General features: G+C 39.5%; 23 protein-coding genes and 1 tRNA gene. 9 read left to right on the top strand and 15 right to left on the bottom strand.

The annotated features are described in order from the left end of the window. The 3 genes from KSK55_RS01130 (at position 1) to KSK55_RS01120 (ending at position 3,884) form a co-directional block, all read left to right on the top strand. Complete coding sequence (locus tag KSK55_RS01130; RefSeq protein ID WP_218607847.1) at positions 1–1,980, top strand: type B DNA-directed DNA polymerase; 1,980 nt, start codon at positions 1–3, stop codon at positions 1,978–1,980. A 107-nt stretch (positions 1,981–2,087) separates the two neighbouring features. Beyond that, on the top strand, positions 2,088–2,678 hold the full coding sequence (locus tag KSK55_RS01125) for a response regulator (protein ID WP_218607846.1): 591 nt from the start codon (positions 2,088–2,090) through the stop codon (positions 2,676–2,678). 6 nt (positions 2,679–2,684) lie between these two features. Further along, positions 2,685–3,884, top strand: a complete 1,200-nt coding sequence (locus tag KSK55_RS01120) for a cation:proton antiporter (RefSeq protein WP_218607845.1) — start codon at positions 2,685–2,687, stop codon at positions 3,882–3,884. Between the two features lie 5 nt (positions 3,885–3,889). Here the strand turns inward: KSK55_RS01120 and nikR are convergent, their stop codons facing one another. The 8 genes from nikR to KSK55_RS01080 form a co-directional block, all read right to left on the bottom strand. Beyond that, the gene (gene nikR / locus KSK55_RS01115) at positions 3,890–4,345 is read right to left on the bottom strand and encodes a nickel-responsive transcriptional regulator NikR (RefSeq protein ID WP_214418401.1); all 456 of its coding nucleotides are present in this window, start codon (positions 4,343–4,345) and stop codon (positions 3,890–3,892) included. A gap of 78 nt (positions 4,346–4,423) precedes the next feature. Next, positions 4,424–5,080, bottom strand: a complete 657-nt coding sequence (locus tag KSK55_RS01110) for a class I SAM-dependent methyltransferase (RefSeq protein ID WP_218607844.1) — start codon at positions 5,078–5,080, stop codon at positions 4,424–4,426. Further along, positions 5,064–6,128, bottom strand: a complete 1,065-nt coding sequence (locus KSK55_RS01105; protein WP_218607843.1) for an MFS transporter — start codon at positions 6,126–6,128, stop codon at positions 5,064–5,066. The genes KSK55_RS01110 and KSK55_RS01105 overlap by 17 nt, the downstream gene beginning before the upstream one ends. 46 nt (positions 6,129–6,174) lie before the next feature. Next, positions 6,175–8,064: a beta-CASP ribonuclease aCPSF1 gene (locus KSK55_RS01100; protein ID WP_214418398.1), complete on the bottom strand. Its 1,890-nt coding sequence runs from the start codon at positions 8,062–8,064 to the stop codon at positions 6,175–6,177. A 40-nt stretch (positions 8,065–8,104) separates the two neighbouring features. Then, positions 8,105–8,734 carry an archaeal proteasome endopeptidase complex subunit beta gene (gene psmB / locus KSK55_RS01095; protein ID WP_214418397.1) on the bottom strand — a complete coding sequence of 210 codons (630 nt, stop codon included), beginning with the start codon at positions 8,732–8,734 and terminating at the stop codon, positions 8,105–8,107. Between the two features lie 91 nt (positions 8,735–8,825). Then, positions 8,826–9,662, bottom strand: coding sequence for a CBS domain-containing protein (locus KSK55_RS01090; protein ID WP_218608843.1), 837 nt, complete (start codon positions 9,660–9,662; stop codon positions 8,826–8,828). 26 nt (positions 9,663–9,688) lie between these two features. Next, entirely contained in the window at positions 9,689–10,117 is a 429-nt protein-coding gene (locus tag KSK55_RS01085) for a universal stress protein (protein ID WP_218607842.1), read from the bottom strand. Between the two features lie 42 nt (positions 10,118–10,159). Further along, positions 10,160–11,191, bottom strand: coding sequence for an amidohydrolase family protein (locus tag KSK55_RS01080; RefSeq protein ID WP_218607841.1), 1,032 nt, complete (start codon positions 11,189–11,191; stop codon positions 10,160–10,162). A 51-nt stretch (positions 11,192–11,242) separates the two neighbouring features. Here KSK55_RS01080 and KSK55_RS01075 point away from each other — a divergent pair, with 51 nt between their 5' ends. After that, complete coding sequence (locus KSK55_RS01075) at positions 11,243–11,404, top strand: preprotein translocase subunit Sec61beta (protein WP_214418394.1); 162 nt, start codon at positions 11,243–11,245, stop codon at positions 11,402–11,404. A 5-nt stretch (positions 11,405–11,409) separates the two neighbouring features. Here KSK55_RS01075 and KSK55_RS01070 read toward each other — a convergent pair whose 3' ends face one another. After that, positions 11,410–12,111, bottom strand: a complete 702-nt coding sequence (locus KSK55_RS01070; protein ID WP_306128567.1) for a coenzyme F420-0:L-glutamate ligase — start codon at positions 12,109–12,111, stop codon at positions 11,410–11,412. A 146-nt stretch (positions 12,112–12,257) separates the two neighbouring features. Here KSK55_RS01070 and KSK55_RS01065 point away from each other — a divergent pair. The 3 genes from KSK55_RS01065 to KSK55_RS01055 all read left to right on the top strand — a co-directional run bounded on the left by KSK55_RS01065 (position 12,258) and on the right by KSK55_RS01055 (position 16,129). After that, positions 12,258–12,341: transfer RNA gene (locus KSK55_RS01065), tRNA-Ser, on the top strand. A 1,050-nt stretch (positions 12,342–13,391) separates the two neighbouring features. Further along, positions 13,392–14,534 carry a PQQ-dependent sugar dehydrogenase gene (locus KSK55_RS01060; RefSeq protein ID WP_256664127.1) on the top strand — a complete coding sequence of 381 codons (1,143 nt, stop codon included), beginning with the start codon at positions 13,392–13,394 and terminating at the stop codon, positions 14,532–14,534. A gap of 104 nt (positions 14,535–14,638) precedes the next feature. Beyond that, complete coding sequence (locus KSK55_RS01055; RefSeq protein WP_218607840.1) at positions 14,639–16,129, top strand: PAS domain-containing protein; 1,491 nt, start codon at positions 14,639–14,641, stop codon at positions 16,127–16,129. A gap of 485 nt (positions 16,130–16,614) precedes the next feature. Here the strand turns inward: KSK55_RS01055 and KSK55_RS01050 are convergent, their stop codons facing one another. Further along, a complete protein-coding gene (locus KSK55_RS01050) occupies positions 16,615–17,388 on the bottom strand; it encodes a class I SAM-dependent methyltransferase (RefSeq protein ID WP_218607839.1) in 774 nt (257 codons plus the stop codon). Positions 17,389–17,548: 160 nt separating this feature from the next. Here KSK55_RS01050 and KSK55_RS01045 point away from each other — a divergent pair, with 160 nt between their 5' ends. Continuing rightward, complete coding sequence (locus KSK55_RS01045) at positions 17,549–17,827, top strand: hypothetical protein (protein ID WP_218607838.1); 279 nt, start codon at positions 17,549–17,551, stop codon at positions 17,825–17,827. Here KSK55_RS01045 and KSK55_RS01040 read toward each other — a convergent pair. The 4 genes from KSK55_RS01040 to KSK55_RS01025 all read right to left on the bottom strand — a co-directional run bounded on the left by KSK55_RS01040 (position 17,808) and on the right by KSK55_RS01025 (position 22,039). After that, a complete protein-coding gene (locus tag KSK55_RS01040) occupies positions 17,808–18,278 on the bottom strand; it encodes an alpha/beta hydrolase (RefSeq protein ID WP_218607837.1) in 471 nt (156 codons plus the stop codon). The two genes, KSK55_RS01045 and KSK55_RS01040, sit on opposite strands and share 20 nt — an antisense overlap. After that, complete coding sequence (locus KSK55_RS01035) at positions 18,275–18,427, bottom strand: hydrogenase maturation nickel metallochaperone HypA (protein ID WP_214418388.1); 153 nt, start codon at positions 18,425–18,427, stop codon at positions 18,275–18,277. Before KSK55_RS01035 ends, KSK55_RS01040 begins: the two co-directional genes overlap by 4 nt. Positions 18,428–18,627: 200 nt before the next feature. Next, positions 18,628–20,436, bottom strand: a complete 1,809-nt coding sequence (locus tag KSK55_RS01030; RefSeq protein WP_218607836.1) for a KUP/HAK/KT family potassium transporter — start codon at positions 20,434–20,436, stop codon at positions 18,628–18,630. Positions 20,437–20,536: 100 nt separating this feature from the next. Beyond that, positions 20,537–22,039 carry a sodium:solute symporter family protein gene (locus KSK55_RS01025; RefSeq protein WP_214418386.1) on the bottom strand — a complete coding sequence of 501 codons (1,503 nt, stop codon included), beginning with the start codon at positions 22,037–22,039 and terminating at the stop codon, positions 20,537–20,539. 231 nt (positions 22,040–22,270) lie between these two features. Here KSK55_RS01025 and KSK55_RS01020 point away from each other — a divergent pair, with 231 nt between their 5' ends. Continuing rightward, positions 22,271–22,948 (top strand): tetratricopeptide repeat protein, encoded by a 678-nt coding sequence (locus KSK55_RS01020; RefSeq protein ID WP_218607835.1) that lies wholly within the window; start codon positions 22,271–22,273, stop codon positions 22,946–22,948. Here KSK55_RS01020 and KSK55_RS01015 read toward each other — a convergent pair. Continuing rightward, positions 22,830–24,197: a DNA-methyltransferase gene (locus KSK55_RS01015; RefSeq protein WP_218607834.1), complete on the bottom strand. Its 1,368-nt coding sequence runs from the start codon at positions 24,195–24,197 to the stop codon at positions 22,830–22,832. The two genes, KSK55_RS01020 and KSK55_RS01015, sit on opposite strands and share 119 nt — an antisense overlap. Positions 24,198–24,243: the final 46 nt, after the last annotated feature.

Below are 24,243 nucleotides of genomic sequence, written 5' to 3'. Positions count from 1 at the left end.
ATGACCCATGTAAAAAATGACTTCATTTTCGATGTCTCGAGGACGAAATATGGAGTAGACCTCTGGATAAAAAACGGTGAAACGTTATCCTGCACTCATCATATCGTGAACCCGGGTTTTAAGATCTCATTTCCGGATATGCACCAGTATTATGATCTCCTTGATGGACTGGATGAAGTATATGATGTCACACCATGCACTATCAGAACCATATATGGAACTGAAGAAGGATTTCATATACAAGCAGACAGGGAAACTGCATTACAAATTGAAGAGCAGACCTGCTACCAGGCAAAATTATTTAATGTAGATATTAGGCCTGAACAGTTTTATTGTGCAAGTACAAATCAGGTCGTTGGGGGATATGCCAATGCTAATCGGTTCTCTCCTGACCAGATAATAGAACTTGATCTGATGAAAATCTCCTGTAGTGAAAATCCTCATCGTTCTGATCATCCCGGAAACATCTCGATTTCCATGGATACAAAAAAATGGTTCCTTGAAGGTTCGAAAAAAACTCTGGCAGATGATCTCTTCACTATCATCAATGATCAGGATCCTGATATTATCCTGTTTCCGGACTATGATACATGGTCAGGGATCTTCTATAATGCTGCACATGAATACAACCTCTTTAATTCGTTCAGTAGAACCGGAATATTTCATACCGTATCTCCCAGATCATATTTTAGTTATGGGCGAATGGAACACCGGCTTGGGGCAAAAATCCCCGAAGGCAGAATCATCATTGATACCAGACAGAGCTTCATGTATCGTGAAGGCGATCTCAGAGGAATATTTCTTGCATCACGATTATCAGGTCTCTCCCCTAACCTGGCATCACGGCTGACACCAGGAACACTCATCTCCACATATGAAGTCTATGAAGCACTGGCACGAGGTCTGGCTGTTCCATTCAGAAAAAGTGATGCAGAAGCGAACCGGAATGTCAGATCCATGCGACTTGATTATCGCGGAGGATATATGCTGCAACCCCATCCAGGTATATATGCAGATGTAACCCAGCTTGATTTTACATCCTTTTATCCAAGTATCATCGTCAAAGAAAATCTATCACCTGAAACCTTGATGAATCCTAATAGCGAAGGATTTCTTCCCTCCGTCCTGAAACCGATTCTTGATCTCAGACAGTATACGAAATTGAAAAAGAAAACAGATCCAACATACAAAGGCATGGACGGAGTCCTGAAATGGATGCTCGTCACCTGCTTTGGATACACAGGATACAAAAATGCACGGTTTGGGAGAATCGAAGTACATGAAGAGATTACACGTTCAGCCACACGAATACTGAAAGAATGTATCACACTTACCGAGGAGAATGGAGGAAAAGTCCTTCATGCAATAATAGATTGTCTGTTCATCAAGGGAGGCTGTATTGATTCCATTCAAAAAAGGATTGAAAAACATACGAAATTTCATACCGAATGTGAATATTTTGACTGGGTAGGATTTTTGCCTCAAAATGATGGAAGCGGATCATTTAGTTCTTATTTTGGCAGACTGACAGATGGAACGATGAAGATGAAGGGTATTTCCATAAACAGAAGAACAACCCCTCCTTATGTTGCCAGAATGCAGACCGATATGATAGAGCACCTGGCTCAATACCCGGATGCCCGGCAACTTCACCATGCACGAGAAATTTTGCATAATCTCTATACAAAATACCGACATGATCTTTCCAGTACAGATCCAGAGGAACTGATAATTACCCGTCGGATTGGAAAAGAAAAATACAAATCTCACTGTATTGCTCAAGCAGTTCTGGATACATATCGTGAATACAATGTTACTATAGAACCTGGAATGGATGCCTCATTTCTGGTCAGAAATGAAGAACGACTCCTTGTTGATCCATCATGGGATCCAAAGGGGATTGATATCAGGTATTATAACCGACTTCTCAAAAAGGCTTATCAGGAAGTGAGCATCGCAACTGACAACCTGAATATATAGTATATACACCCTATTCTTTAGATGGCAAAAAAGAAATTTCCCTTGAGAAGATAATACTACATTACCACGTAATGGAATGCTCAGGTGCTATCACAAATATTAAAAAAATGACCCGTGTTTTATATATTGATGATGAAAAGACGTTGCTCACTCTGACACAAATTTATTTAAAAGAAGAAGCAAATCTCGATGTAGAAATTGCAGACTCAGCAGATGAGGGACTTACCCGGTTACGGTCTGAACAGTTTGATGCCATCATTTCTGATTATGATATGCCTGATATGGACGGCATTGAATTGCTAAAATGTGTCAGGTCAGAAAATCCATCTATTCCCTTTATCATCTTTACCGGTAAAGGAAGGGAAGAAGTGGTAATTGAAGCACTAAACAACGGGGCAGACTTTTATCTTCAAAAAGGAGGAGACCCAAAACCTCTTTTTACAGAACTTGCCCATGCAGTCCGGCACCTTGTCAGGAGAAATAAAGCAGAAGATTCTGCAATCCAGAACGAAAAGAACTGGACATTAACGAGATCTGCAATTGCATCATATATCGCCGATATTGAATCATCAACAAAAGCATTACGTGATCTCCATACTGATCACCCAGCCACACAGGATCAGATCAGGAAAATATTGGACCGGACAAATCGTATCCTGGGTGAACTTGAACCAAAACCACATATCACGGAGAAATAAGTAATTATGAGCCCAGAAGGTGTGATCTCTTCTATTGAATTTCAGATGAGCCTGCTACTCTTTGTTGCTCTTGCTGGATACCTTCTTGCATCCCGAATAAACCAATCAGCAGTCATAGGGGAAATTCTGGTAGGCCTCATTGTCGGACCCAGTATTTTAGGTCTTGTCACCTACACGGATTTTGTAAGTAGTATTGCCCATCTTGGAGCAATTATTCTCCTGTTTGTAATTGGTTTTGAATTTAATATCAGAGAAATTTTCAATGTAAAATATAGTATTATTGCCGGATTTGGAGTTATCATCCCTTGGATAGGGGGGTATATTACAGCAGTTCTCTTTCACTTTGACATGCAGGGGGCATTTTTCGTTGGAACCGCCCTTACAGCAACAAGTATCGCTATTACTGCTAACGTACTTCGTGAGATCAACCAGCTTCAGTCGGATGCAGCAAAAGCAATTATTGGTGCTGCAGTAATTGATGATGTGCTCTCACTTCTGGCGCTTGCAATCACTGAAGATTTCGTTTCCGGTTCATTCACCCCAGAAGGAGTTGTCTTTGTCTTCATCAAGGCCATCGGATTTATGGCAATCTTTGGTCTTTTGGGAGTTTCAGTAATTAGTAAATTGTTAATGAAACTGGATCAATCCAGGATAGCAGAGAAATTTCCAGAATTTGCCTTTATAACCGCAATGATGATTGCGTTTTTTTATGCCATGGTAGCGGATCTCGTCGGTCTTTCCGGAATTGTTGGCGCATTCCTTGCAGGTGTTTCAATGGAGAGTGTAGGCCTTAGACATAGCAAGGATTTGAAGGAGGGTGCAGAATACCTGCAGATCATCTTTGCATCAATATTCTTTGTATCTCTTGGTATACTGGTTGACATTCATGCATTAACAGTTGACGGAATAATATTCATGCTGGTGTTAACGGTTGTGGCAATCCTGACAAAAGTGGTAGGATGTGCCATACCTTCCCGACTTATTGGTATTTGCAATCGCGATTCGTTAATTGTCGGTTTTGGAATGTCACCCCGGGGAGAAGTGGCAATGATTGTTGCATTAATCGGACTGACCGGAGGTATAATCGGGCAGGATATTTATGCAGGTATTGTTTTCATGAGCCTGCTTACAACTATCAGCACGCCGATAGTATACAGAAACTGGTTGTACCGGAAAAACCCTTGTCTTTCAGAGGGAACAGAATAAAAGAATTACCCCTCAAGGGGTATCGTCGTTAATTTTACCGTCTCAACACCTTTTTGTGCCATAAGACGTTCTGCAATACTTTTAACTTCCTGTGCATCTCCTTTTACCAGCAAGACCTCAACACACCGGTTATGAGTAACATGTGAATGAAGAGATGCTTGAATTAATTCCATATAATCGTGTTGAATATCCGTAATTGCTGCTACAAGTCCCCTCTGATGGTGATCATATACGAGTGTAATGATACCCTGTCTGGGTCCTGAAAGATCTGCCATCCATTTGTGATATCTGATATATGAACGGATAGCGTCACGTATACCTTCAGATCGAGATGAATAGCCTCGTGTTTTTAGAATTTGATCAAAATTCTGTAGCAGATTAGATGGAAGCGATACTCCAATACGGGAGAGATCATGATCATACAAGTCTTCCTGTTCTGAATCAGCAAAGCTAGGAGACATGGTGATTACTATTTATGTAATATGGTATATCTTTTTCTTACGGCGTATGCTACAAATGTATCGTGCATATAAACTTTTTTAGTATGTATTCTCTTTTTTATACGAAACTACCCATGTGGAACGAACATATTCGTTTCCTTTAACCTTCATGATCCAGGAACATGGTTCTAATGAGACCTGATCCATATCTAAGAAAATTTTGTTGATCTCATCAGATGAAAAATAATGAGTGATAATCCCGGTTCCTTTCATGAATGTTCCAGGTTCTACCTCATATCCATGACCATATCGAAGATCTTCTGACCCAAAAACAGTAATCAAAACTTCGCCACCCGGAGAGAGAATTCGATTTATTTCATTTGAACAAAGATATCTGTCCGGAGAAAGAAGATGTCCAAGAATATGATGGGCATCAATCGATTGAATCGCATTATTTTTTATCGGGAGATGTCTGACATCTGCACACAAACAGGTGACATCACATAAATCAGGATTTTTCCGGCATAAACGAAGAGCATGCATAGAAAAATCAAGACCGATACGCAGGGTACCGGTTTCTCCTCTTCGGAGATTTTTACCATCTCCACATCCCAAATCTAAAAAAATCCCTTTATTTGATCCTGCAGTTGGTACAAATGGAACTTTCCCCCAGAGTCGCCCTTTTGTTCTGTATTCATTGTCCCATATCTTTTGTTGTTGTATTAGAAGATCAGATATTTCATACCCCTTTTCCATGAATATCAAATCCTCTGCATGAACATCTTCCAATAATAATTGCAGTTACAATTGCTCCAAGAGCGATAATAAATGAGGCAAATTCAAATGAAAAAAGACTGATCAGAAATCCACCAATGGCAGGAAGAAATGTCATTCCTGCATAACTACATGTTGAATAAAGACCCATGGCAATTCCCTGATGTTCTTCTGCTGATGCGAGATAAGCTACCTGAGAAACCATGATAAGACCTGCAACTCCCCCCATGATAAGAACAATAACCGGAGCTATGAGAAATGAAAATAATAACGGGACAATCACAAGGGCCGAAATCCGAATAAGCATGACCGGTTCTATCTTCAGATAAGGAGTCAGAAGAGATGTGATGATGGTTGCAAAATTCATGGCTGCAAGAACAGTACTAACTTCATGTACCGGAGATCCGGATAATTCAGGAAATACTGCCTGAACATATCCGGTTGAACCAAGGAGAACGATTACTGATATCCATAGGGGATATTCCCTTATGACCTGCGACCCGGTCTCTCGGGCAAGGAGAGAAGCGTCCATCAATTTCTGTGTTCCAAATCGTTGCATTCGAATAAAAACTGATATTACAAGTAATAATCCACTCAAAACGGTGAAGATGACCACCCCAAGTAAAATATTACTAGTAATTTGTGCAAGCCATCCTGATCCAATAAGTCCACACAATAGACCAAGATTTAAAGAGGCCATGAAAAATCCGGTGTTTTTGAGATTATCCGGCTGATATCCGATCCAGGATAGACCTGATGACACGAACATCCCAGCTCCAATACCTTCAATAAACCTCCAGATCAGAAGATCGACAGGATCGGTAAGAGTCAGAATTAATATTCCGGATATCAAGGTAAGCATAAGAGAAAATCGAATCATCACCGGCTGACCAAATTTATCGCTGGCAACTCCTGATGGGAGGGTTGAGATCATTGCTCCAAAAAAATATGCAGAGAAGATAAGAGTCTGGAATGAAAGATCATCAGAAAGCTGGGGGAGTACTGGAACAATGGCGTTCGAAAGCGCCATGATAATGAAAATAGAAAAAAAGAGAAAAATTGGTCGGTTCATCTGATCATATCAACCGGTATGTTTCCAGATTCATGGGAGATGTTGTCTGAATATGCAATTTCTTGTAAATAGAACTTGCTAGATCGATTGTTTTATTCTCATCACCATGGATTGCAAATATTTTTTCAGGTTTTGGCTGCATATGAGAAACAAAGTTCATCAGCTGTCTTCGATCTGAGTGACCTGAAAATCCATCTACTGTGATACAATCAAGATTGACAACTATTGTCTCACGGTTTCCAATTGGAATCTCACGCCAGCCTTTTTGAATTCTCCGTCCAAGTGTCCCATCAGCCTGGTAACCGACAAATACCAGACAATTTCTTTCATCTGCAGCAAGATTCCGCAGGTATTCCATAACTGGACCACCGTTTAACATACCGCTGGTGGTAATGATGACACAGGGCTCTCCGGTTATGACACGCTCACGCTTTTCTGCTGAATCAACCTGTTCAAAACATTCAGCCAGGAATGGATTGTGGCCTTCTTTGAAAATAAGGTTGCGAAGCTCTGAATTAAGATACTCTGGATAGGTTGTATGAATTGCAGTTGCTTCCTTAATCATACCATCCAGATAGACTTTCACTGGTGGGAATTTTCCAAGTCGCATGCCTTCTTCAATTGCAAGCATAACTTCCTGTGAACGTCCGACAGCAAAAGCGGGGATAATGATCTTGCCACCACGTTCCAGGACTTCGCGGAAAACACCATAAAGTCTCTCTTCTGCTTCAGCACGGGAAGGCTGCATATCCTGGGCACCACCATAGGTAGATTCCATGAATAAAGCTTCAAGACGAGGATAATGGTTTACTGCAGCGTTGAAAAGACGGCTTTTTCCATAGTGGAGATCTCCAGTGAAGGCTACATTATAAAGTCCATCACCTATATGGAAATGAGCAATGCCTGATCCGAGAATATGACCTGCATTGTGAAATGTCAGTTTGATATCTGGCGCAATATCCGTCACACATCCATAATTAAGAACAATGGAGTGTTTAATATATTCTTTGACTTCATTGGAGGAATAGGGAATAGTTTTTCCTTCCTTATTAACCACGTCAAGATAATCAAGCTGAAGCATGGCGGCTAGGTCACGTGTTGGCGGCGTAGAGTAAACCGGCCCTTCATATCCATATTTATAGAGAAGAGGAATATAAGCACAGTGATCCAGATGAGCATGGGTCAGAACCACAGCATCGAGCTGTGAGAGGGGGTGTATTTCTGGGACATAGAGATAAGGTGTTGCTTCAAAACTATCAGGCTTTTCTCCACAGTCAATCAGTACACGGCTTTCCGGAGTAGATAACAGAAATGCTGCACGACCAACTTCTCGACAGCAACCAAGAGTAGTAACACGTATCCATTGATCCTTTGAGATAACATCCCGGTGAATACGTCTACCAATTCTTTTTAAGAGTTCTTTTCTTTCCTGGTGAGCAGCCCGCAGATATTGTCGTACCTGTTTTACTGTACTGCTTTCAATAGGGGGTGTTCTGACTACTTTGGGTGTCCACCCGATCTCCCGGGTTATATCCCGAAGGGTTGCACCGTTCTTCCCGATAACAACACCAGGTTTTTCTGCCTCGATAAGGACTTCTCCACTATCTGCTTCAAAAAATATATCCGAGATTCCTGCATTCTCTCCAACGACCCGACGAATTGCTGATGCAGCTCGTTCCGGATCTTCAAGAATAGTCGGTCGGACAACAATTCTTTTTCTAATATCCCGTGCCAGAATTTTTATGAGATCATCCTGATCTGCAAAAGTTTTTGGATCATCAGTGTAGATAACCAGTTCGGGGCCTTCAAACTCAACTGAAGCTACCTTGATTCCTTTTGGCACTTTCTTTTTAATTTTTTCCTGAATCTCTTTGAGACGTTCCTCAATAAGCATAAAACCGTCCTAAAAAAGTAATAAAATATTGTAAAATAGTCTAATTTGGTGTTAGAGCATTAATTTCTTCATCTGTTAATTCGTTATAGGATTCATCAGTAATGACAACAACCGCAATTCCTTCTCCTGATCCGGCATCACGTTTGATTGCTGAGCGTAATGCTCGAATAGCTAATTCCACGGCTGATTTTTCTTCCATACCGGCAATATACCGATCTTCCAGAACACCATAAGCCATGGGAGATCCTGATCCTGTTGCCACAATCCCATCTTCTTTTCCGGTTCCTCCAACTGCGTCAACGGAGAAAAGAACCGGTCCGGTCTCATCTACGCCGCCGATCAAAAGTTGGACATAAAATGGGAACATCCTGTTTCCATGAAGAATATTTGAAAGCAGGGTAGATGCTGCCTGAACGCTGATACGCTTGCCTCTCCGAATTTCATAGAGATTTGCTTCAACGGTCATGAGCCGTGCAAGCTGTTGTGCATCACCGACTCCACCTGCTGTAGTAAGTCCAATCCGAGGAGCTACCTGATAAATCTTCTTTGCTGTTTTGTTGGATATCAGATATCCCATCGTTGCACGTTTTTCACTTGCGAGCACAACCCCTGATTTAAATACAATTCCAACAGTGGTTGTTCCTTTCATTGTATCGCTCTGTTCGACCATAATGAACTCCGGAAATAATGAGTGAAATGCGAAAGTATTGCAGAAGCAAAAATGCCTTAGTTACAAATAACCTGCAATAATTTAAAGGTTTTTATTGATATTTTTCATCAAGCAGAACTTTGATGAGTTCTCTATCAAAGAGAATGCTTTTCAGCCGGTTATCGCCGTTTACTATTGGGAGCTGATCGACCCTGGCACGTTTCATCTTCAGGGCACATTCACTCACTTCAGCATTTGGCGGAACCATGACCACATTCGTAATCATAGCCTGTTTTACCGGTCGGTTTGGAAGCTGAACCCTTGATATTCCATAGCTGATGTGGTGCACATCACGGATACTCTCCCAGGTCCATTCATCATCATCAGTCCCGGTTGTTGAAAGATCAGATGTCTCAACAGAATCCTCGATCATAGCACATCTGATAAGATCTCGTTCGCAGATGATACCCTGAAGTTTTGAATCTCTGTTGAGGATTGGAATTGCCTCATGCCCGGATATCTCCATAATTCTCCCAACAAGTGGCAAGGGAGTTTCTTCCCAGAGTGCAAATGTGGGACTGGTGTATATATCTTTTATCTCATCCTCAATTTTCATTCGTGCAATTGCAAGGATAAGATCTGCTACGCTGATAAGCCCCACCAGTTTATTTGCCTCATCGACAACTGGAAGACGGCGAATGTTCCGCTGTCTCATCATTTTTGCAGCTTCGGTCAGAGTAGCATCGTACCGTATAGTAAGCGGATTAGGGGTCATCAGAAGAGCGAGCTGATTCTCTTCTGGTTTATGGAGGAGATCCTTTCGGGTAATAATACCTACAAGTTTATTGTCTTTTAAGACAGGAACTCCACTGATTCCGGTCCTTTTTAAAATTTTTAATACATCATCCCTATTTCCAGGTATCTCCACGGTGACGACATCACCAGTCATGTAATCAGATACCAGGGGGATTGACACTATGATCTCACCACCAACACAGAGACCTTACTGTGTTCAACTACGAAGGAACTAACGCTTCCAATCAGGATGCGGTCAATATTACTCTTTCCATGTGATCCCATGATGATAAGATCTGCATTCAGTTTTTCAGCGGTTGAAAGAATAGTATCCCCGGCATGACCCTGTTCGAAATGAGTAGTCACTTCAAAGTTCTGTTTCTGGGCAATCTCCCGGATTTTATCAAGAGCAGCGTTCCCTTCCTGCTCCAGAAGACTGTACATGATTTCAAGCTTGCTGTCTGCCGGAATATCAGTAAAAAGCCCCGATTCTACGACATAAACGGCATGAAGTTTTGCTTTCCAGGCTTTTGCCTGTTCGACGGCGGCTTCAAATGCCTTTTCACTAATAACAGATCCGTCAATCGCAACAAGAATTGTGTTGTACATATACTCCTCACAAAAAGGCTTCCCAATTAATTTGGACTTTACCTAAAAAATTCTTGCGCAAAAATGGCTCAAAGGAGCCCTCTTCACAATGGTGGATTCGATATCGCGGGAATAGTGAATGTTCCCCCAAGAAGTATCTAAAACAAAAAAAGAAGCCAAATTACCTTTTTCTATACAATGTGATACCCCTATAGGCGGAAATCCAGAAGTGGCACTTTTGAGTAAATCATGAGTAGGCACCCCATACACCGTATGAACGAAACTCAACTCCTGCATCATATCTGGCTGCACAAACATGACATTGTCAGTTCCGATTAACAACCGAACACCAGCATTGAGCATTTCCTGCACAGGGGGATGATGATTTCCAGATGAAACCCCCAGAAGAAAATTTGACCGACAGCATAATACTACTGGAATATCTTCATCAGCGATTCTTTTTACCTGATCAGATCTTGCATGAGTGCAATGCACAAGAAAATCTGGATTCATATCCAATGCAGCATCAATATCAAGAAAATCTCGTTCCCCTGCATGAAAGCCAACAATCTTACCTTGTTTTTTCATCCGATCGACTATCTCCTGTGACGAGGAAACATCACGAACGCTGCTGATGCCCGCTCCATCAGCATTCACCTCACCACCTTCACGCCCCAATATAACCGGATGAATGGGTAATGATGATGCGGCCTGTTTTAAAGTTAAAACTCCTTCTTTTCCCCCTTCCCGAAAATCAGCAAATCCTGCAGTTCCGGAATGAATCATTTCTTTCATAGATTCATTCATTGCTGTAATAAGCCGATCATCCGGAGTATGAGCAAGAATTTGATGTTTGAGTCCATGTGGGGGAGTAACGAGTTCATCAAGAGTTCCATTGCAGGGGAGATCCATTGCAACGGTATCAGCAAGATGGGTATGAGCGTTAAAAAATGCAGGACATATCCATTTATGAGAGACAGAGATTTCATCTTCGACAGCAGTAATAATGCCATCCTGAACAACGATAGTTACATCCCGCGCCTCAAGGTTTTCACCAGTCAGAGCAGTCCCTGATACCGAATACTCTTTAATCATGATATATTGCCGGCCTTGTCTTTTATATAATTCAGCGGTCAGATATAAATTATGGCAAAAAAAGCAGGTGGACGATTAATCTCATCTGCTGGTCTCGTCAATTACTATGACAGTGAAGACCGGCGGGCAGTCCACATCAGCCCCTATGCAGTATTAGCTGCAGCAGTTGTATGTGGTCTTGCCATCTTCGTCCTGAATATGGTTGCATTCTGATTCTCTTACACTTTTTTTAATGCCTTTCTGATGATGTCTTCATCAGGCTTGAAATATATCTCGTCATGTCCTGACCATACAGGTATACCTCGGAAGAGCACAGCAGGTACCCCATTATTGCTTTCACCCATGACAAGATTAGCAAATCCAGCGATTTCATCAACCACCGCTTCTTCGGTTATCTCAAGTGTCCGACCAAAGAGATCATTATCTCCTCGAAAATCTCTAATTGCTGACATCCCACTCCAACCGATTGCATGACCGGTCTGTCCTCGTCGAAATGATCTCCCACAGGTATCTGTGACAATGACACCACAACTTTTTCCGTTGAGATTATTGAGTTCTTTTCTAATCTCCTCTGCCTCATTCATGGGATCCGGGGGGAGTGTGATTACCAGGCCATCTTCTACATTGCTTGCGTCTACTCCTGACCTGACTCCGACATGACCACATGATACTTCAGTAAGAGTAAATGGTGTTTCAATGAGAACATCACAGGCCTGATCAAGGACTACCTGAATAAAACGGGGATCTTCACCAGTCTTCTCTGCTATATGTGTTGCACGATTACCGGGAATGATATCTTTCAGGTGCCGAGTGTATCCTTTCGCTTTTGATATGATGGTACTTGCGATACAGATGATGTCTCCATCTTCCAAAGCGCATTTGTCGATAATCAGACGTGGAAGGTTATCTCCTTTCTGAATCAGAGGAAGGCCCCTGATCCCAGTTACAGTTATGGAAGTGTGCAGAATTATCCCTCTCCTTTCAGGTGAAATGTAAAAGAATATACGGGTATTGATCGGTACTTGATGAATATATTTTTAAAGTAGATATACAGACATGTATAGGTGCCGAGATAGTCTAGTCCGGGAAGGCGGTGGTCTTGAAAACCACTGGTGGTAACACCTCGGGAGTTCAAATCTCCCTTTCGGCGTTAAAAATTCTTTTTGTTCTTATGATTGATTTCATTGTTGACCTTAACTTCATAATGTCATGTGTTTGATTTGCAGAAAATTTTCTGCAACCATGAGTTATTTTCTGCAACGATCCGCCCTAATTAAATCCTTCGATCATATATTTACCAGATTTATACATTTTTTTCATTTCATTTTCTGCAACCATGATCTCATACATGAACATGTATGAAAGATCCAACCTCTTGAACTCAGGTTCGGAAAACAGTACGTGAGCGTATGTGTTGCAGAAAATGAGATCATATAAGAGTGTACATATGTACATGTACTATTTTAGAGTCAAATTATCCGTTTTTCATTTTCTGCACGTGCAGAAAACCTGCAGAAAATATGCATCCGATTTTCTGCAATGGTTATTCAAGTTTGTGGGTTTTAAATTTTCGATCTTTTTTTTCATATCATTATCTCATAGATAATGGTAGTAAAATGGTCAGAGCCAGGTCCATGATGGAGACATGCTGCAACTTTTCATCAAAGTGAAGCAGAGTGAAGCATTGTGAGGAGAAAATCCGCTATTAAATATTATTCTGATTTAATATCTAGGCATAATTTTTTGAATTTAGATCTTTATTGCGGAAATCCTGCAGTTACACGTAGATATTACTCAGGTCAATGATAGTAATTCAGGAATTGGTACATGAGTACACAATTTGCTTTACAATAGATCTAATAATATATATTTTACATATCCAATTACATGATTTTTAGTGGTTTTTGATTGAGAGGCAGGCGCTTCATATGTGCAGCAAATAGATCTTTTTTTCTGCCATTCTTCAATCAGGTGTGTAACTATTGAAGAGTGGATTTTAATAATTCCCTGTCTCCTATTTTTCCCAATGAATTCCAAAATAATTGAATACCGGCCGGTTCAGAGTATAGTTAGTGACAAAATCCATGGAAATACCGAAATTTAAATACTCATAATCACATTATTGCTTATGTCCGGATGGTCTGCAAATCCTGCGAGAATCATCTTTTGCCTCGGTATTCTAATACTACTAGGAGTTCTGATGATTCCGTTTCATCCGGATTTTCCAATGCAAAATTCTGTTTTCCATGAAAACCTGATTATCCATCCTACTGATGCAGTTGAGATGGATCCAGACATGTATCATGAAATCCTGGATAAAATATCTCTTCCGGATGGATTTCACATTAACATATACGCAACTCATGTTCCGGGTGCACGATCTCTCTCATATAGTAAAAACAGAACGCTCTACATCGGAACCAGGGAAGACAAAGTATATGCTGTTCGTGATTCCGATGAAGATGGTTTTGCAGAGAATCGAACCATTATTGCTAGCGATCTTACCATGCCAAATGGAGTAGCAATACTAGAAGACGATCTCTATGTGGCAGAGATTAGCCGGATAATAAAATTTCCAGGAATAGAAATGACTCTTCCTGATATCCCAGATTATGAAATCTTGTATGCTGGTTTTCCAAAGGATACAGCTCATGGCTGGAAATTTATCAGGTTTGGTCCAGATGGTAAGCTCTACATTCCGGTCGGAGCACCCTGTAATATTTGTCTACCACCTGGTGATTTCTATGCTGCAATCCACCGGATTAATCCTGATGGAACAAGCCTTGAAAAATTTGCTTCGGGTGTAAGAAATACCGTTGGATTTGACTGGGATCCAAAGACAGGTGATCTTTGGTTTACTGATAATGGAAGAGATATGTTAGGAGACAATGTTCCCCCAGATGAGCTAAATCATGCCCCCACACCAAAAATGTTCTTTGGGTACCCCTATCTTCATGGAGGTAACATTATAGATCCGGAATTTGGTGATCTGTCTCCGGACGGATGCAAAAACTGTACTCCTCCAGCCAGAGAACTCGGACCCCATGTAGCTTCTCTGGGTATGAGATTTTATACAGGTGAAATGTTTCCAGACTCTTATACAAATGCAATAATCATAGCAGAACATGGATCCTGGAACCGGAAAGATCCTATCGGGTACCGGTTAACTATTGTACAGCGGGAAAACGGGATTCCGGTTTCTTATGAACCATTTATCGAGGGATGGTTACACAACGGAACGGTGTACGGAAGACCGGTTGATGTGGAGGTAATTCAGGATGGTTCTCTTCTTATTTCCGATGATATGAATGGAATTGTGTATCGGGTATCGTATAATCTTTAATTGATTTTCAAGTTTCTTGAGAGATTAATTACACCTTTTTTTGGGAATTCCAAAATAAGAAATCCATTCAAAAATATATTTAAAAGATGGCTCAATATTAAAATATGGTTGAAGAACAGGACATTACTGTTGCAATCCTAAAAAGACTTAAAACTAGTCCTCATGGACTTACTATCACTGATATTAGTAAAAAATTGAAAAAAGATAGAAATTACATTTCTAAGTATCTTGACATCCTTCGTGCTGAAGGAAAAGTTGAAACAAAAAAAATAGGGTCTGCTCGAGTCTATTGGCTTTCTCAAAGGATCCCTTTATCTGCATTTTTGTGTTTTACGAAAAATATGATAGTAATCCTGGATGAAAATTTAAATGTCGTTCAGGTGAATGAGCAGTATATTCGTTACTCCAATACATCAAAAGATGATATTATTGGGCGACATATAAGTGAAGATTCTCTTCCAATCATATCATCTCCAGATACTATAAAAATTATTGAGTCTACAAAAAATGAACAAATAATATCAGATATTTGTTATCACAAAGGAAAATTCCAACATTTTTTTAAAATGGAAGTAATCCCAACCCTATTTGAAGAGGGAATGAAAGGATTAACAGTTGTTTTAGAGGATATTTCAGAAAAAACAAAATATGTTCGAGACATGGAGTTACTTACCAAAACTGCAATGGAACTTGTAGAGTTAGCACCGAATGTAGATATATTTCAGTACATAGCTGATACTATTTCTTCTCTATTGCCTAGTAATCCCCGATGTTGGGTTTTATCTTATGATGAAAAAAACAATGGTCTTTTTATGAAAATAATTAAAGACCAAAATTTCCGTGAAAATACAAAAGAACTTAATAATGGAGAAGAGTTGTTTGGATTACAGGTACCAATCAAAGAATACTTTAGTAAATCTCCCTTTAATTGGAGCCTTGGATCTCTCAAACCAATGACTGAATTACATTTTAAACCATTTTTTAACGATGAGTCCATTCCTTTTTACGATCTTTGTGGAGGCCTTTTTCCTCGAGAGGTGTGTAAACAATTTATAGAAAATAATAATATCGGAAAAATCTGGGTTGCAGGACTGGTATGGCAGAACAATCTCCATGGGATAGTCGGAATATGTCTTCGTCCTGATGAAGAACTGGAAAATCACAAAATTATTGAATCATTTCTTCGACAGGCATCTATTGCAATTTCAAGGCGGATGACAGAAGAACGTATGAAAATGAGTGATATTAGGTTTCAGGAAGCTATACGATTTTGTGATCTCCCTGTATTAGTAACTAATAATCAAGGTTGTGTTACCATGATTAATCCAAAATTTTCTGATATTTTCGGATATTGTCAGAAAGATATCCAAACATGGAAAGAATTTCTTGGTAAAATAATTTGTAAAGGTTCAGAAAATCCTGAATGGAAAGATGATGATTCAGATAATTTCGAAGTAAATCAGGACTATTATAGCCCTGTGATCTCTATTCAATGTAAAAATAATGCAAAAAAGAATGTAATACTAAAATCTGTTCCTATATCAGATGGAGGAAAAATTCTTTTCTGTCTTCATAATTTTAATAGTACCTATTAAGAGAGAGTTTAATTATTTTATCTCAGTTTCTGCTTATAATTGCTATTTTGAATATAAATTTTGCATCCAACTCCTAGTACTTTTCATATATTCTCATTAGAGTCGAGATCCTCACGGCCACAAATTTTTTAATAATCAAAAGAACAGAATTGAATTAGGAAAGGTATATTAAAAAATAAATTAAATATCAGGTTTTTTTCTAATCAATGGAAATATATCATCATATGAACAAACAGGGATTTTGATTTTACCTTCTTTCGTAATTATGACACCCCAAAAATCATTCAAAGACCGAACACGATTTAGATCTATACGAGGATCACTCAGATCAATTTCCCGATATGAATAACATCCGTCCATGATATCCCTTCACAATTGAAATTTTATTTATATCCACAAATATCTACCGATACATCAAATTACAAACTAAAAAACCATGTTCTAAATACACACCATTTTTTACAGATTCATACCTTATCCCATGGTTAATCAGAATCAACGGCCCATCTCAAAAGCATCGTAACCCCTGTTAATTCATACTCCAATTCATTACACTCAATTTGTTGACTTTTTACATAACTTTTGAACAGATCTGCTTTATCTGGATATTTTTTTATTAATTCACTCGCCCTTTGTTTGATAACTAATTGTTGCTTATCATTTATTCGTTTTATTTCCTCAATTTCGGACAACCGGTCTTCAAGAAGTTTTACACCAGTATTTTGAAAAACATGAAACCATTCCTTTCTAGTTGGATATTTTCTATTAAATTCGACATTTCCATAAACATCATCGATAATGATATATCCTCCATTTTTTATTGTTCTTTTCAATAGGAGAATGGTTTCTTCTGGATTCCCAAATATATCACCTGCTGCGCCAAATATTACAATATCAAAGTCAGTTTCGACATAAACAGCATCGTTTATATCTCCAACGATAAATTCACACAGTTTTTCTACATGATACTGCAAGGATTTTGTTTTTGCATATTCAATAAAATCAGGGATTATATCAAAGCTTTTTACATGACAACCGAAGATTTGAGCAATCTGGATACTTATGGCACCCTTTCCACAAGCCAAATCAAGCACCTTCGTTTCGCTGGATGTTATTATATGCTTTTTAATTAAATCAGCAATGATCCTGGGTGATGAGCCTAATTCCCAAATATCTTGCAATAGATATGGGAGATATGGAATCAGTTCAATTGTATCAGCCGTCAGTGATTTAGCAAGCTTTTCCTGTGTTGTTTGCATAGTCTCTTTTCCTAATCAGTTTCTAAAAAAGAGAATAATATTGTATATCAGTCCGTTTCTATAATTTGATCCCTGATATGTGTCATTTTGTTATGAAGCAGAATCTTTCGTCACCCTTTAATAATAACAATTACCCATATTTCAGATAAGAGCTCAACAAATGAATTTTAACGATGCAATGGTTGTAATAACGGGGATACTCTGTTTCCTTGTGGGGATCCTGATGATTCCCATGATAGATGCATATATCCTTTCACATTTAGGATTTAATCTCCCGGCGGCCCTAGTCGGAGTAATTGATTTACTCCTGATTATTGGGATTATTTATATCCATACCAGCATCGTGGTCTACAATCAGAAAAGAAAAAATAAAAGTATCACTGAAGGTTTTACTAATATATTCAAAAGTGAAGAACCGGTTAGGGAAGAGGAGCAATAATCATCCGGTCAAATGACTGGATAGAAAGATTGTCTCCTCCCTTAATCTCAACTCCTTTTTCATATCGTTTCAGAACTAACCCGGCCATCTCTTCCGATCCACAGAGAAGATGTTGTTCAGGGTGAGTACCTCGTTGAATTGAACAATTTAATTCAATATGATCTCCAGCAGACACAACCATAGAGAGCCGTTTGCTACCAGGATGACCTTTGGGAAGAACGACAAGGGGAGCATGATACTCCCTGATGAGTTCAAGAAGAATCATCGCCTGCATAACCTCTCCTCCTTCCGGAGCAGAAACCACAACCAAATCTCCTTCTTCAAGATACTGACAATATTCATCATCGATTGTTTCAATGAAAAGATGAAAGGGGGAGAGAACCCTTCCAATCAGAAGAAAGGACTGCTCGGATCGAATACAGAGATAACCATCATAAAGAGGAGCAATCATGCTGGAACGCAGTTATCCGACCCACAGGTTGGGCAGCGGACATTTTTGCCGATTGTACTAAAGCTGCCACCACAGTCTTTACACTTGTAATTTTTCGGTTTTAATCCTTCATCAAAGTCGATATCAACAGGTCCGCCAACGGTGCACATAGACAATTCACCTCGATACCATATCTCGGCATAACCAGTAATAAATTATCCGTTTCCATACTGATTTTTGTAAGATTTTATACTTATTCCGTTCTTTATTCATACATAAAAATCTTTAAAAAACAATGTCTAATTCCTGATATGGCAAACCTGGAAAAATTACTGAGAAAAAAGTAATAGATGGTGATGCGTGCAGACCATCAGAGTTCAACCCGGGTAATTACTCCATGAACTTTATGGGAAGGTAACCGGTAATATTGTACAAATGAGGGGCAAAGTCTTTTTATGGCACTGAATATCTTCCAGATAATGTTCCTCGTAACAATCTCTTCCATTCCATAAAAGATAGTCTTCTCTTCAATACCAGCTTCACGGATAATCCGCATCAAATCTATAATCTGCATATATCCGTAACTAATAGAAAGATGTGAAAGACCGGGCTCTATTGTTTTGTCAAAATGCCATGAAAATCCATATGGCTCATCTTTAATATCCAGAGAAATAATCACATTCTCTTCATAGATTATCTCATTATTAAACATCGTCCGGGAGATATATGCCGGAACCTGGTCGAGTGATCGTGCAAAGAACAGTGCAGTTCCCCGAAGATGGCGTGCAGTTTTATATGCACGGGTGTATTTTTTGATGAACTGATCATGACCCATCGGCTTCATGGACCGGTATAGTGCCCGTTGTCCGGCAGTGTAAATAATGACAATTGAAAATGGTATAGCTGCAATGACCAGAGATAAGTAGCCGCCGTGAGTAATTTTGGATACTGTCGATAAGAAATAGGAAATATCTACCAGAGTAACCAACATCGCAATACTCATGTAGAAATATTTGCGTCTTTGCAGGAAGATGGCAATCATAAATGATCCGGTGATGGACATAGTTCCAGTAACCGCAAGACCATATGCACTTGCAAGCCGGTCTGAGTACTGGAAAATCAGAAGTACGAAGATTACTGCAATACAGAGAAGCCAATTCACAGTATTAATGTAAATTTGTGTTCTAAGTTCATCTGACGTATAATCAACCGGAAGCATCGGAAGAAGATGTGTTGTAATAGCCTGGTAGATAATTGAAAATATACCACTTATGACGGCTTGTGATGCAATGACAGTCGCCACTATCATCAATATCAAAAAGGGTATGTATAGGAGATGGGATTCTGAAAATATCATCTCAAAAAGAGGATTTGATACATCAGTATTTCTGAGCAAGAATGCTGCTTGTCCTAGGTAGGAGAAGAACACAGCTACAAAGACAAAACCCCAGGCATATTGTATGGGTTCGCGTCCAAGATGACCCATATCAGCAAACAATGCTTCAGCGCCAGTAGCACACAAAACAATCATAGAAAGTGAAAAAAAACCTAAAATGCCATTATGTGAAAAGAACTGAATTGCATACACCGGATTTATGGCAGCCAGAATCTCCGGACTGAATAGCACAGATACTAGTCCGGAAACAAACAACGTGACAAACCACAATACCATTATCGGGCCAAATGTTCTAGAAACCCCTTCTGTCCCTCTTTTTTGAAATAAAAACAATCCAAGAGCGATAATGATGGCAAAGAATATGAGCCAGTCCTGGGATATGAGTTCAAATCCCGGTATCTGTCTAACACCTTCCACCGCTGAAAGAATTGAAATGGCAGGGGTGATAACACATTCACCTATCATAAGTGAAATTCCAAGCGTGGCGAGTAAAGTAAATATTGCTACCCCACGAGGTTTTTTTAATAGAGGAAGAAGTATCCCTTTTAAGACTAATGTTCCCCCTTCACCGGTTTCTGACAAACGCATTGCAAGAAACGTATACTGGACAGTTACCATGATGATCAAAGTCCAGAATATCAATGATACAGCACCCATGATATTCGCATGAGTTGGTGGGAGGAAAAGAAACAACACTGCAAGAGTATAAATCGGACTTGTACCAATATCTCCGAATACCAACCCCGCAGCTTTTATGATCGAAGTTTTAGACGGGTGCTCCATATCTCTCTTATACGTTCATCTGATCTTTCTGTTAATGCTTCCCAATGAAACATGGAATGGGTGATAGAAAATGATTAAAAGAAAAATTTTTTAAAAGTGATTATGGACAACGAATGTACCAACCAGTTTTAGTTTCATCCAAAACCTTTTCACTGACCGGTTTGGTCACCAGGCTAACAATTATCATTGCAATTAAGGAAACAATGACTGCATAAAAACTAAAGTGAAGTGGTAATGGTGATACATATTGATAGTACGCTCCAAAGACACCAGCTGATATAAGACCAGAAGCCATACTCACAATTGCCCCCATTCTCGTTGCACGACGCCAGTATAATCCTGCTAACAATGGAACCGCAAAGGTTGAGAGCATAACACCAATCCCCATCCAGATTAAAAAGGCCAGCATTTCCGGCGGATTCAGTGCTATCACCATTGTAATAAGAGCCGAGAGAATAACGACTATTTTGCTGACTAACAGGACCTGTTTGTCAGAAGCATCTTTACAGATGATCTTTTTATAAATATCCCAGGAAAACATACCGCCAATTGTAAGCATTAACCGATCTGTAGTAGACATGACCGCTGCTAATACGATGACCGCAAAAATTGACCATAAGGCAATATGGGGAATCGCATTCTGAATGCCGTACAATATCACAAAATCCTGAGCATTTGGAACACTCGGCAGTGTAAATACTCCCTCCTGGACAAGAGCAATCCCTGCAAAACCGGCGAATTTTAAAAGAAACATTACCGCCCCATAAATAAGGAAACCAAGGAGAGGTGCCCACGCAAAGAGTCTGGCATCTTTTACAGCAAGTACATTATTGATGACATGTGGGGCACAAGCCAGACCCACAATAAGAAGGACACCAAAAGAAACCAGGTATGCCGGAGTAAAGACCATGCCTTCAGCCATCCATGGTTGAACAAGGGAAGGATTCACCGAAGCCATAAATTCATTCACATGAGTAAATCCACCTGCATAAAATATGATAATCGGTGACATGATGACGACTCCGATAATCAGGATAAGAGATTGAATAAGTGCAGCCCATGCTACAGCATACAATCCTCCTATTGTTGTATAAATAGTGACCACCAGGGTGGCAATAATAAGAGCAAGCCAGAGCGGAATCTCAAAAAGCCACATCAATACAATTGCAATTGCAGTATACTGACCTACCAGATAAATCATTGAAACAATAATTCCGGCAACAGCTGAAAGAGACCGAAGAGTTGTCGGACTTTCAAATCGGTGAGCAAGATAATCCTGCACCGTGATATATCCTGTTGTCCTGGTAATTGCATGGAGTTTAACTCCAAAGAACATGATACAGAACGCAATTGATAGGGGTACGAAAATTTGTTCCCATATGGTGGGCCATCCAAATTTGTAGCCTAACCCAGATACACCGAGAAGGGACATTCCCGAACAAACGGTTCCTATCATAAGGAGAACAAACACCCAGAAACCTAAAGATCTCCCAGCAACCAGATAATCTTCTGTATTTTTAATCTTCTTAGATGCCCATGCTCCTATCCCGACCATCGCAAGACAATAGATGGTAACAATTGCAATGGTTACTCCATCAGCCATTATGCTTCACCTCTGAAAAAAAGCCCCCAAAGGAAAAGAAGAATAGTACAAAGAATAACTGCTCCACCTACTATTATGATCGTCTCAGTTGGTAAACCAAACATTCATCGATCATTGTGCCATGCTAACATATAACATGCTCGTATTGTCTTGTCTTTATTTTATCCAGTATTAAGAAAAAATTGATAATTATCCGACAATACCTTAAGAAAATAAAACCGAGAATGTACTATGAAAAATAGGATTCAAAAAGCGCAAGCAATTTTTCTTTTTTCTACTATCATCTTCACAGGATTTCTCACCTCCTCAGTAATTGCAGGATTGGAGGGGCCCGTAGTTGATGCAATTTCCTACTATAACCAGGCAGTTGACGCCGCTTCAGAAGGATCCATCGATGAAGCTTTAATATTAATTAACAAGTCTCTCGAGATTCAGCCGGATTTCTATCTGGCTCAGGTAACAAAAGCTAGCCTCTATTCCCAAACCGGGAGACATTCACAAGCAGAAATAATTTTGAATGAAGCTGAAAAAACACATCCAGGTAATGTCTATGTACTTACAGCAAAAGCTTCCCTTTATCTGGAAACAGGACAGTATAAAAAAGCAATCCAAGTTGCAGATCATGCTCTTGCCATTGATCCCTCACTCATCGAAACCTGGATCATAAAAGGAACTGCACATGGAGGTCTTGGACAGTACGGTGAGGAATTGAATGCATCATCCCAGGCACTTCTCATAGATCCTGAAAATGAAGATGCATTATCAAATTACGAATTTGCACAAAAAGGGCTTATGTTGAATCAGAGTAATAGTGATCCAGTGAGGGCTGAGAAATCATCTCTTTCTCTTTCGTTACTTTTCGCGGGCGTCCTCTCCGCCGTGGCATTACAGGTTCTGGTTCGGAAGTAAATGATTTTTCAAATCTCTTTTTTATTTTTTCCTTGTTTTCTAGATTTTTTGGTTTATTTTGAAAAACATCTATTCGTTCCTCAGCTTTTAAGCAATATTCTGAAGAAATATCAATGCCCAGATATCGTCGTCCGGTTCTTGCTGCCACTGCAGTTGTAGTACCAGCCCCATTAAACGGATCAAGGATTATGTCATCTTTATAGCTGAATAGTTTCAGACATCGGTTCACTAATTCCTCTGGAAACATTGCCGGATGATTGTATTCTTTCATCCGCCTCTCAGGCCCGATGGACCATTTGGCTACCACCCAGGATTTAAACTCCTCATCGGTTATATCGGCATTTTCACTTTTTCCGGTTTTTTTAAGTGACCCTTTACAGAAAATTTCAATAAATTCCCACGTATATTTCAAATATGGACTACTCGGGCTTTTCCAACTCCCCCAGGAGGTGTATTTACAATTGTAATTATTTTTTTCCCATAAAATCTCCCCTTTCCAGATCATTTTCTGGTTCATAAAAAATGAGGAGATAAGATGGTGAAGAGGAATGTAATCTGAGAAGAGTGGCTGAACATTCACAATAAACCTGCCACCGAATTTTAATACTCTGATTCCTTCTGAAAATACGCGGTATAATTTTTCAAGATATTCCTCCCAGTGAGCACTATCACCTGATGAGGCATAATCTAATCCAAAATTATAAGGTGGAGATGTAATAATGAGGTCGATACAATTATCAGGAAGATTCTTAAGAATTTTTTCACTATCGCCACAAAGTATCTGGTTCTGATACTGTTTTGGCAATTCATTTACTTCTTGATGAAAAGTATTGCCCTCAATATAAAAATAAGCACCCCGCTCATTTTCTTTTTCTTTTCTTCCTGCTACTTTCCTTTCTGAAGCATATCCTGCATACACCCGCTTTCGATATCGTATCCCATAACTTCCAATTGAAAGGATTTTACTCATAAGGATTTCAAAAGGATTTTCCAGGCCATCAGAATATAATTGACATAAATTCGTCTTATCCATGTAATCCTGAATAGCTTTTTCATATTTACCAGGATCTAAAGTATATAGAAACGCTATCAGACTTTGAGCAGAAAAATTGAGAGAGATTTCATGAGGCTTAAACTGTTTATTTAATCTTGAAAGAATGTATTCTTCATCTGGAAGGAGAATCCGTGATAATTCTACGGTAACAATAACTGGATTTGTTAAAGAATGAGAAGAAACATCAGGTTTCATGAAGATATGCCATAATGATTCTCCGTTGTATCATTTACCATCATCG

Source organism: Methanospirillum hungatei, from assembly GCF_019263745.1.
In the GTDB taxonomy this organism is placed as follows: Archaea; Halobacteriota; Methanomicrobia; order Methanomicrobiales; family Methanospirillaceae; genus Methanospirillum; species Methanospirillum purgamenti.
The sequence above is the reverse complement of the archived record's forward strand: the minus strand, read 5'-3'. Positions and strand labels throughout refer to the sequence as shown.

Bases quoted from the DNA above. Each gene is read 5' to 3' on its own strand.
- KSK55_RS01130 (WP_218607847.1), top strand. From the start codon at position 1: ATGACCCATGTAAAAAATGACTTCATTTTCGATGTCTCGAGGACGAAA.
- KSK55_RS01125 (WP_218607846.1), top strand. From the start codon at position 2,088: ATGACCCGTGTTTTATATATTGATGATGAAAAGACGTTGCTCACTCTG.
- KSK55_RS01120 (WP_218607845.1), top strand. From the start codon at position 2,685: ATGAGCCCAGAAGGTGTGATCTCTTCTATTGAATTTCAGATGAGCCTG.
- nikR (WP_214418401.1), bottom strand. From the start codon at position 4,345: ATGTCTCCTAGCTTTGCTGATTCAGAACAGGAAGACTTGTATGATCAT.
- KSK55_RS01110 (WP_218607844.1), bottom strand. From the start codon at position 5,080: ATGGAAAAGGGGTATGAAATATCTGATCTTCTAATACAACAACAAAAG.
- KSK55_RS01105 (WP_218607843.1), bottom strand. From the start codon at position 6,128: ATGGCGCTTTCGAACGCCATTGTTCCAGTACTCCCCCAGCTTTCTGAT.
- KSK55_RS01100 (WP_214418398.1), bottom strand. From the start codon at position 8,064: ATGCTTATTGAGGAACGTCTCAAAGAGATTCAGGAAAAAATTAAAAAG.
- psmB (WP_214418397.1), bottom strand. From the start codon at position 8,734: ATGGTCGAACAGAGCGATACAATGAAAGGAACAACCACTGTTGGAATT.
- KSK55_RS01090 (WP_218608843.1), bottom strand. From the start codon at position 9,662: ATGACTGGTGATGTCGTCACCGTGGAGATACCTGGAAATAGGGATGAT.
- KSK55_RS01085 (WP_218607842.1), bottom strand. From the start codon at position 10,117: ATGTACAACACAATTCTTGTTGCGATTGACGGATCTGTTATTAGTGAA.
- KSK55_RS01080 (WP_218607841.1), bottom strand. From the start codon at position 11,191: ATGATTAAAGAGTATTCGGTATCAGGGACTGCTCTGACTGGTGAAAAC.
- KSK55_RS01075 (WP_214418394.1), top strand. From the start codon at position 11,243: ATGGCAAAAAAAGCAGGTGGACGATTAATCTCATCTGCTGGTCTCGTC.
- KSK55_RS01060 (WP_256664127.1), top strand. From the start codon at position 13,392: ATGATTCCGTTTCATCCGGATTTTCCAATGCAAAATTCTGTTTTCCAT.
- KSK55_RS01055 (WP_218607840.1), top strand. From the start codon at position 14,639: ATGGTTGAAGAACAGGACATTACTGTTGCAATCCTAAAAAGACTTAAA.
- KSK55_RS01050 (WP_218607839.1), bottom strand. From the start codon at position 17,388: ATGCAAACAACACAGGAAAAGCTTGCTAAATCACTGACGGCTGATACA.
- KSK55_RS01045 (WP_218607838.1), top strand. From the start codon at position 17,549: ATGAATTTTAACGATGCAATGGTTGTAATAACGGGGATACTCTGTTTC.
- KSK55_RS01040 (WP_218607837.1), bottom strand. From the start codon at position 18,278: ATGATTGCTCCTCTTTATGATGGTTATCTCTGTATTCGATCCGAGCAG.
- KSK55_RS01035 (WP_214418388.1), bottom strand. From the start codon at position 18,427: ATGTGCACCGTTGGCGGACCTGTTGATATCGACTTTGATGAAGGATTA.
- KSK55_RS01030 (WP_218607836.1), bottom strand. From the start codon at position 20,436: ATGGAGCACCCGTCTAAAACTTCGATCATAAAAGCTGCGGGGTTGGTA.
- KSK55_RS01025 (WP_214418386.1), bottom strand. From the start codon at position 22,039: ATGGCTGATGGAGTAACCATTGCAATTGTTACCATCTATTGTCTTGCG.
- KSK55_RS01020 (WP_218607835.1), top strand. From the start codon at position 22,271: ATGAAAAATAGGATTCAAAAAGCGCAAGCAATTTTTCTTTTTTCTACT.
- KSK55_RS01015 (WP_218607834.1), bottom strand. From the start codon at position 24,197: ATGAAACCTGATGTTTCTTCTCATTCTTTAACAAATCCAGTTATTGTT.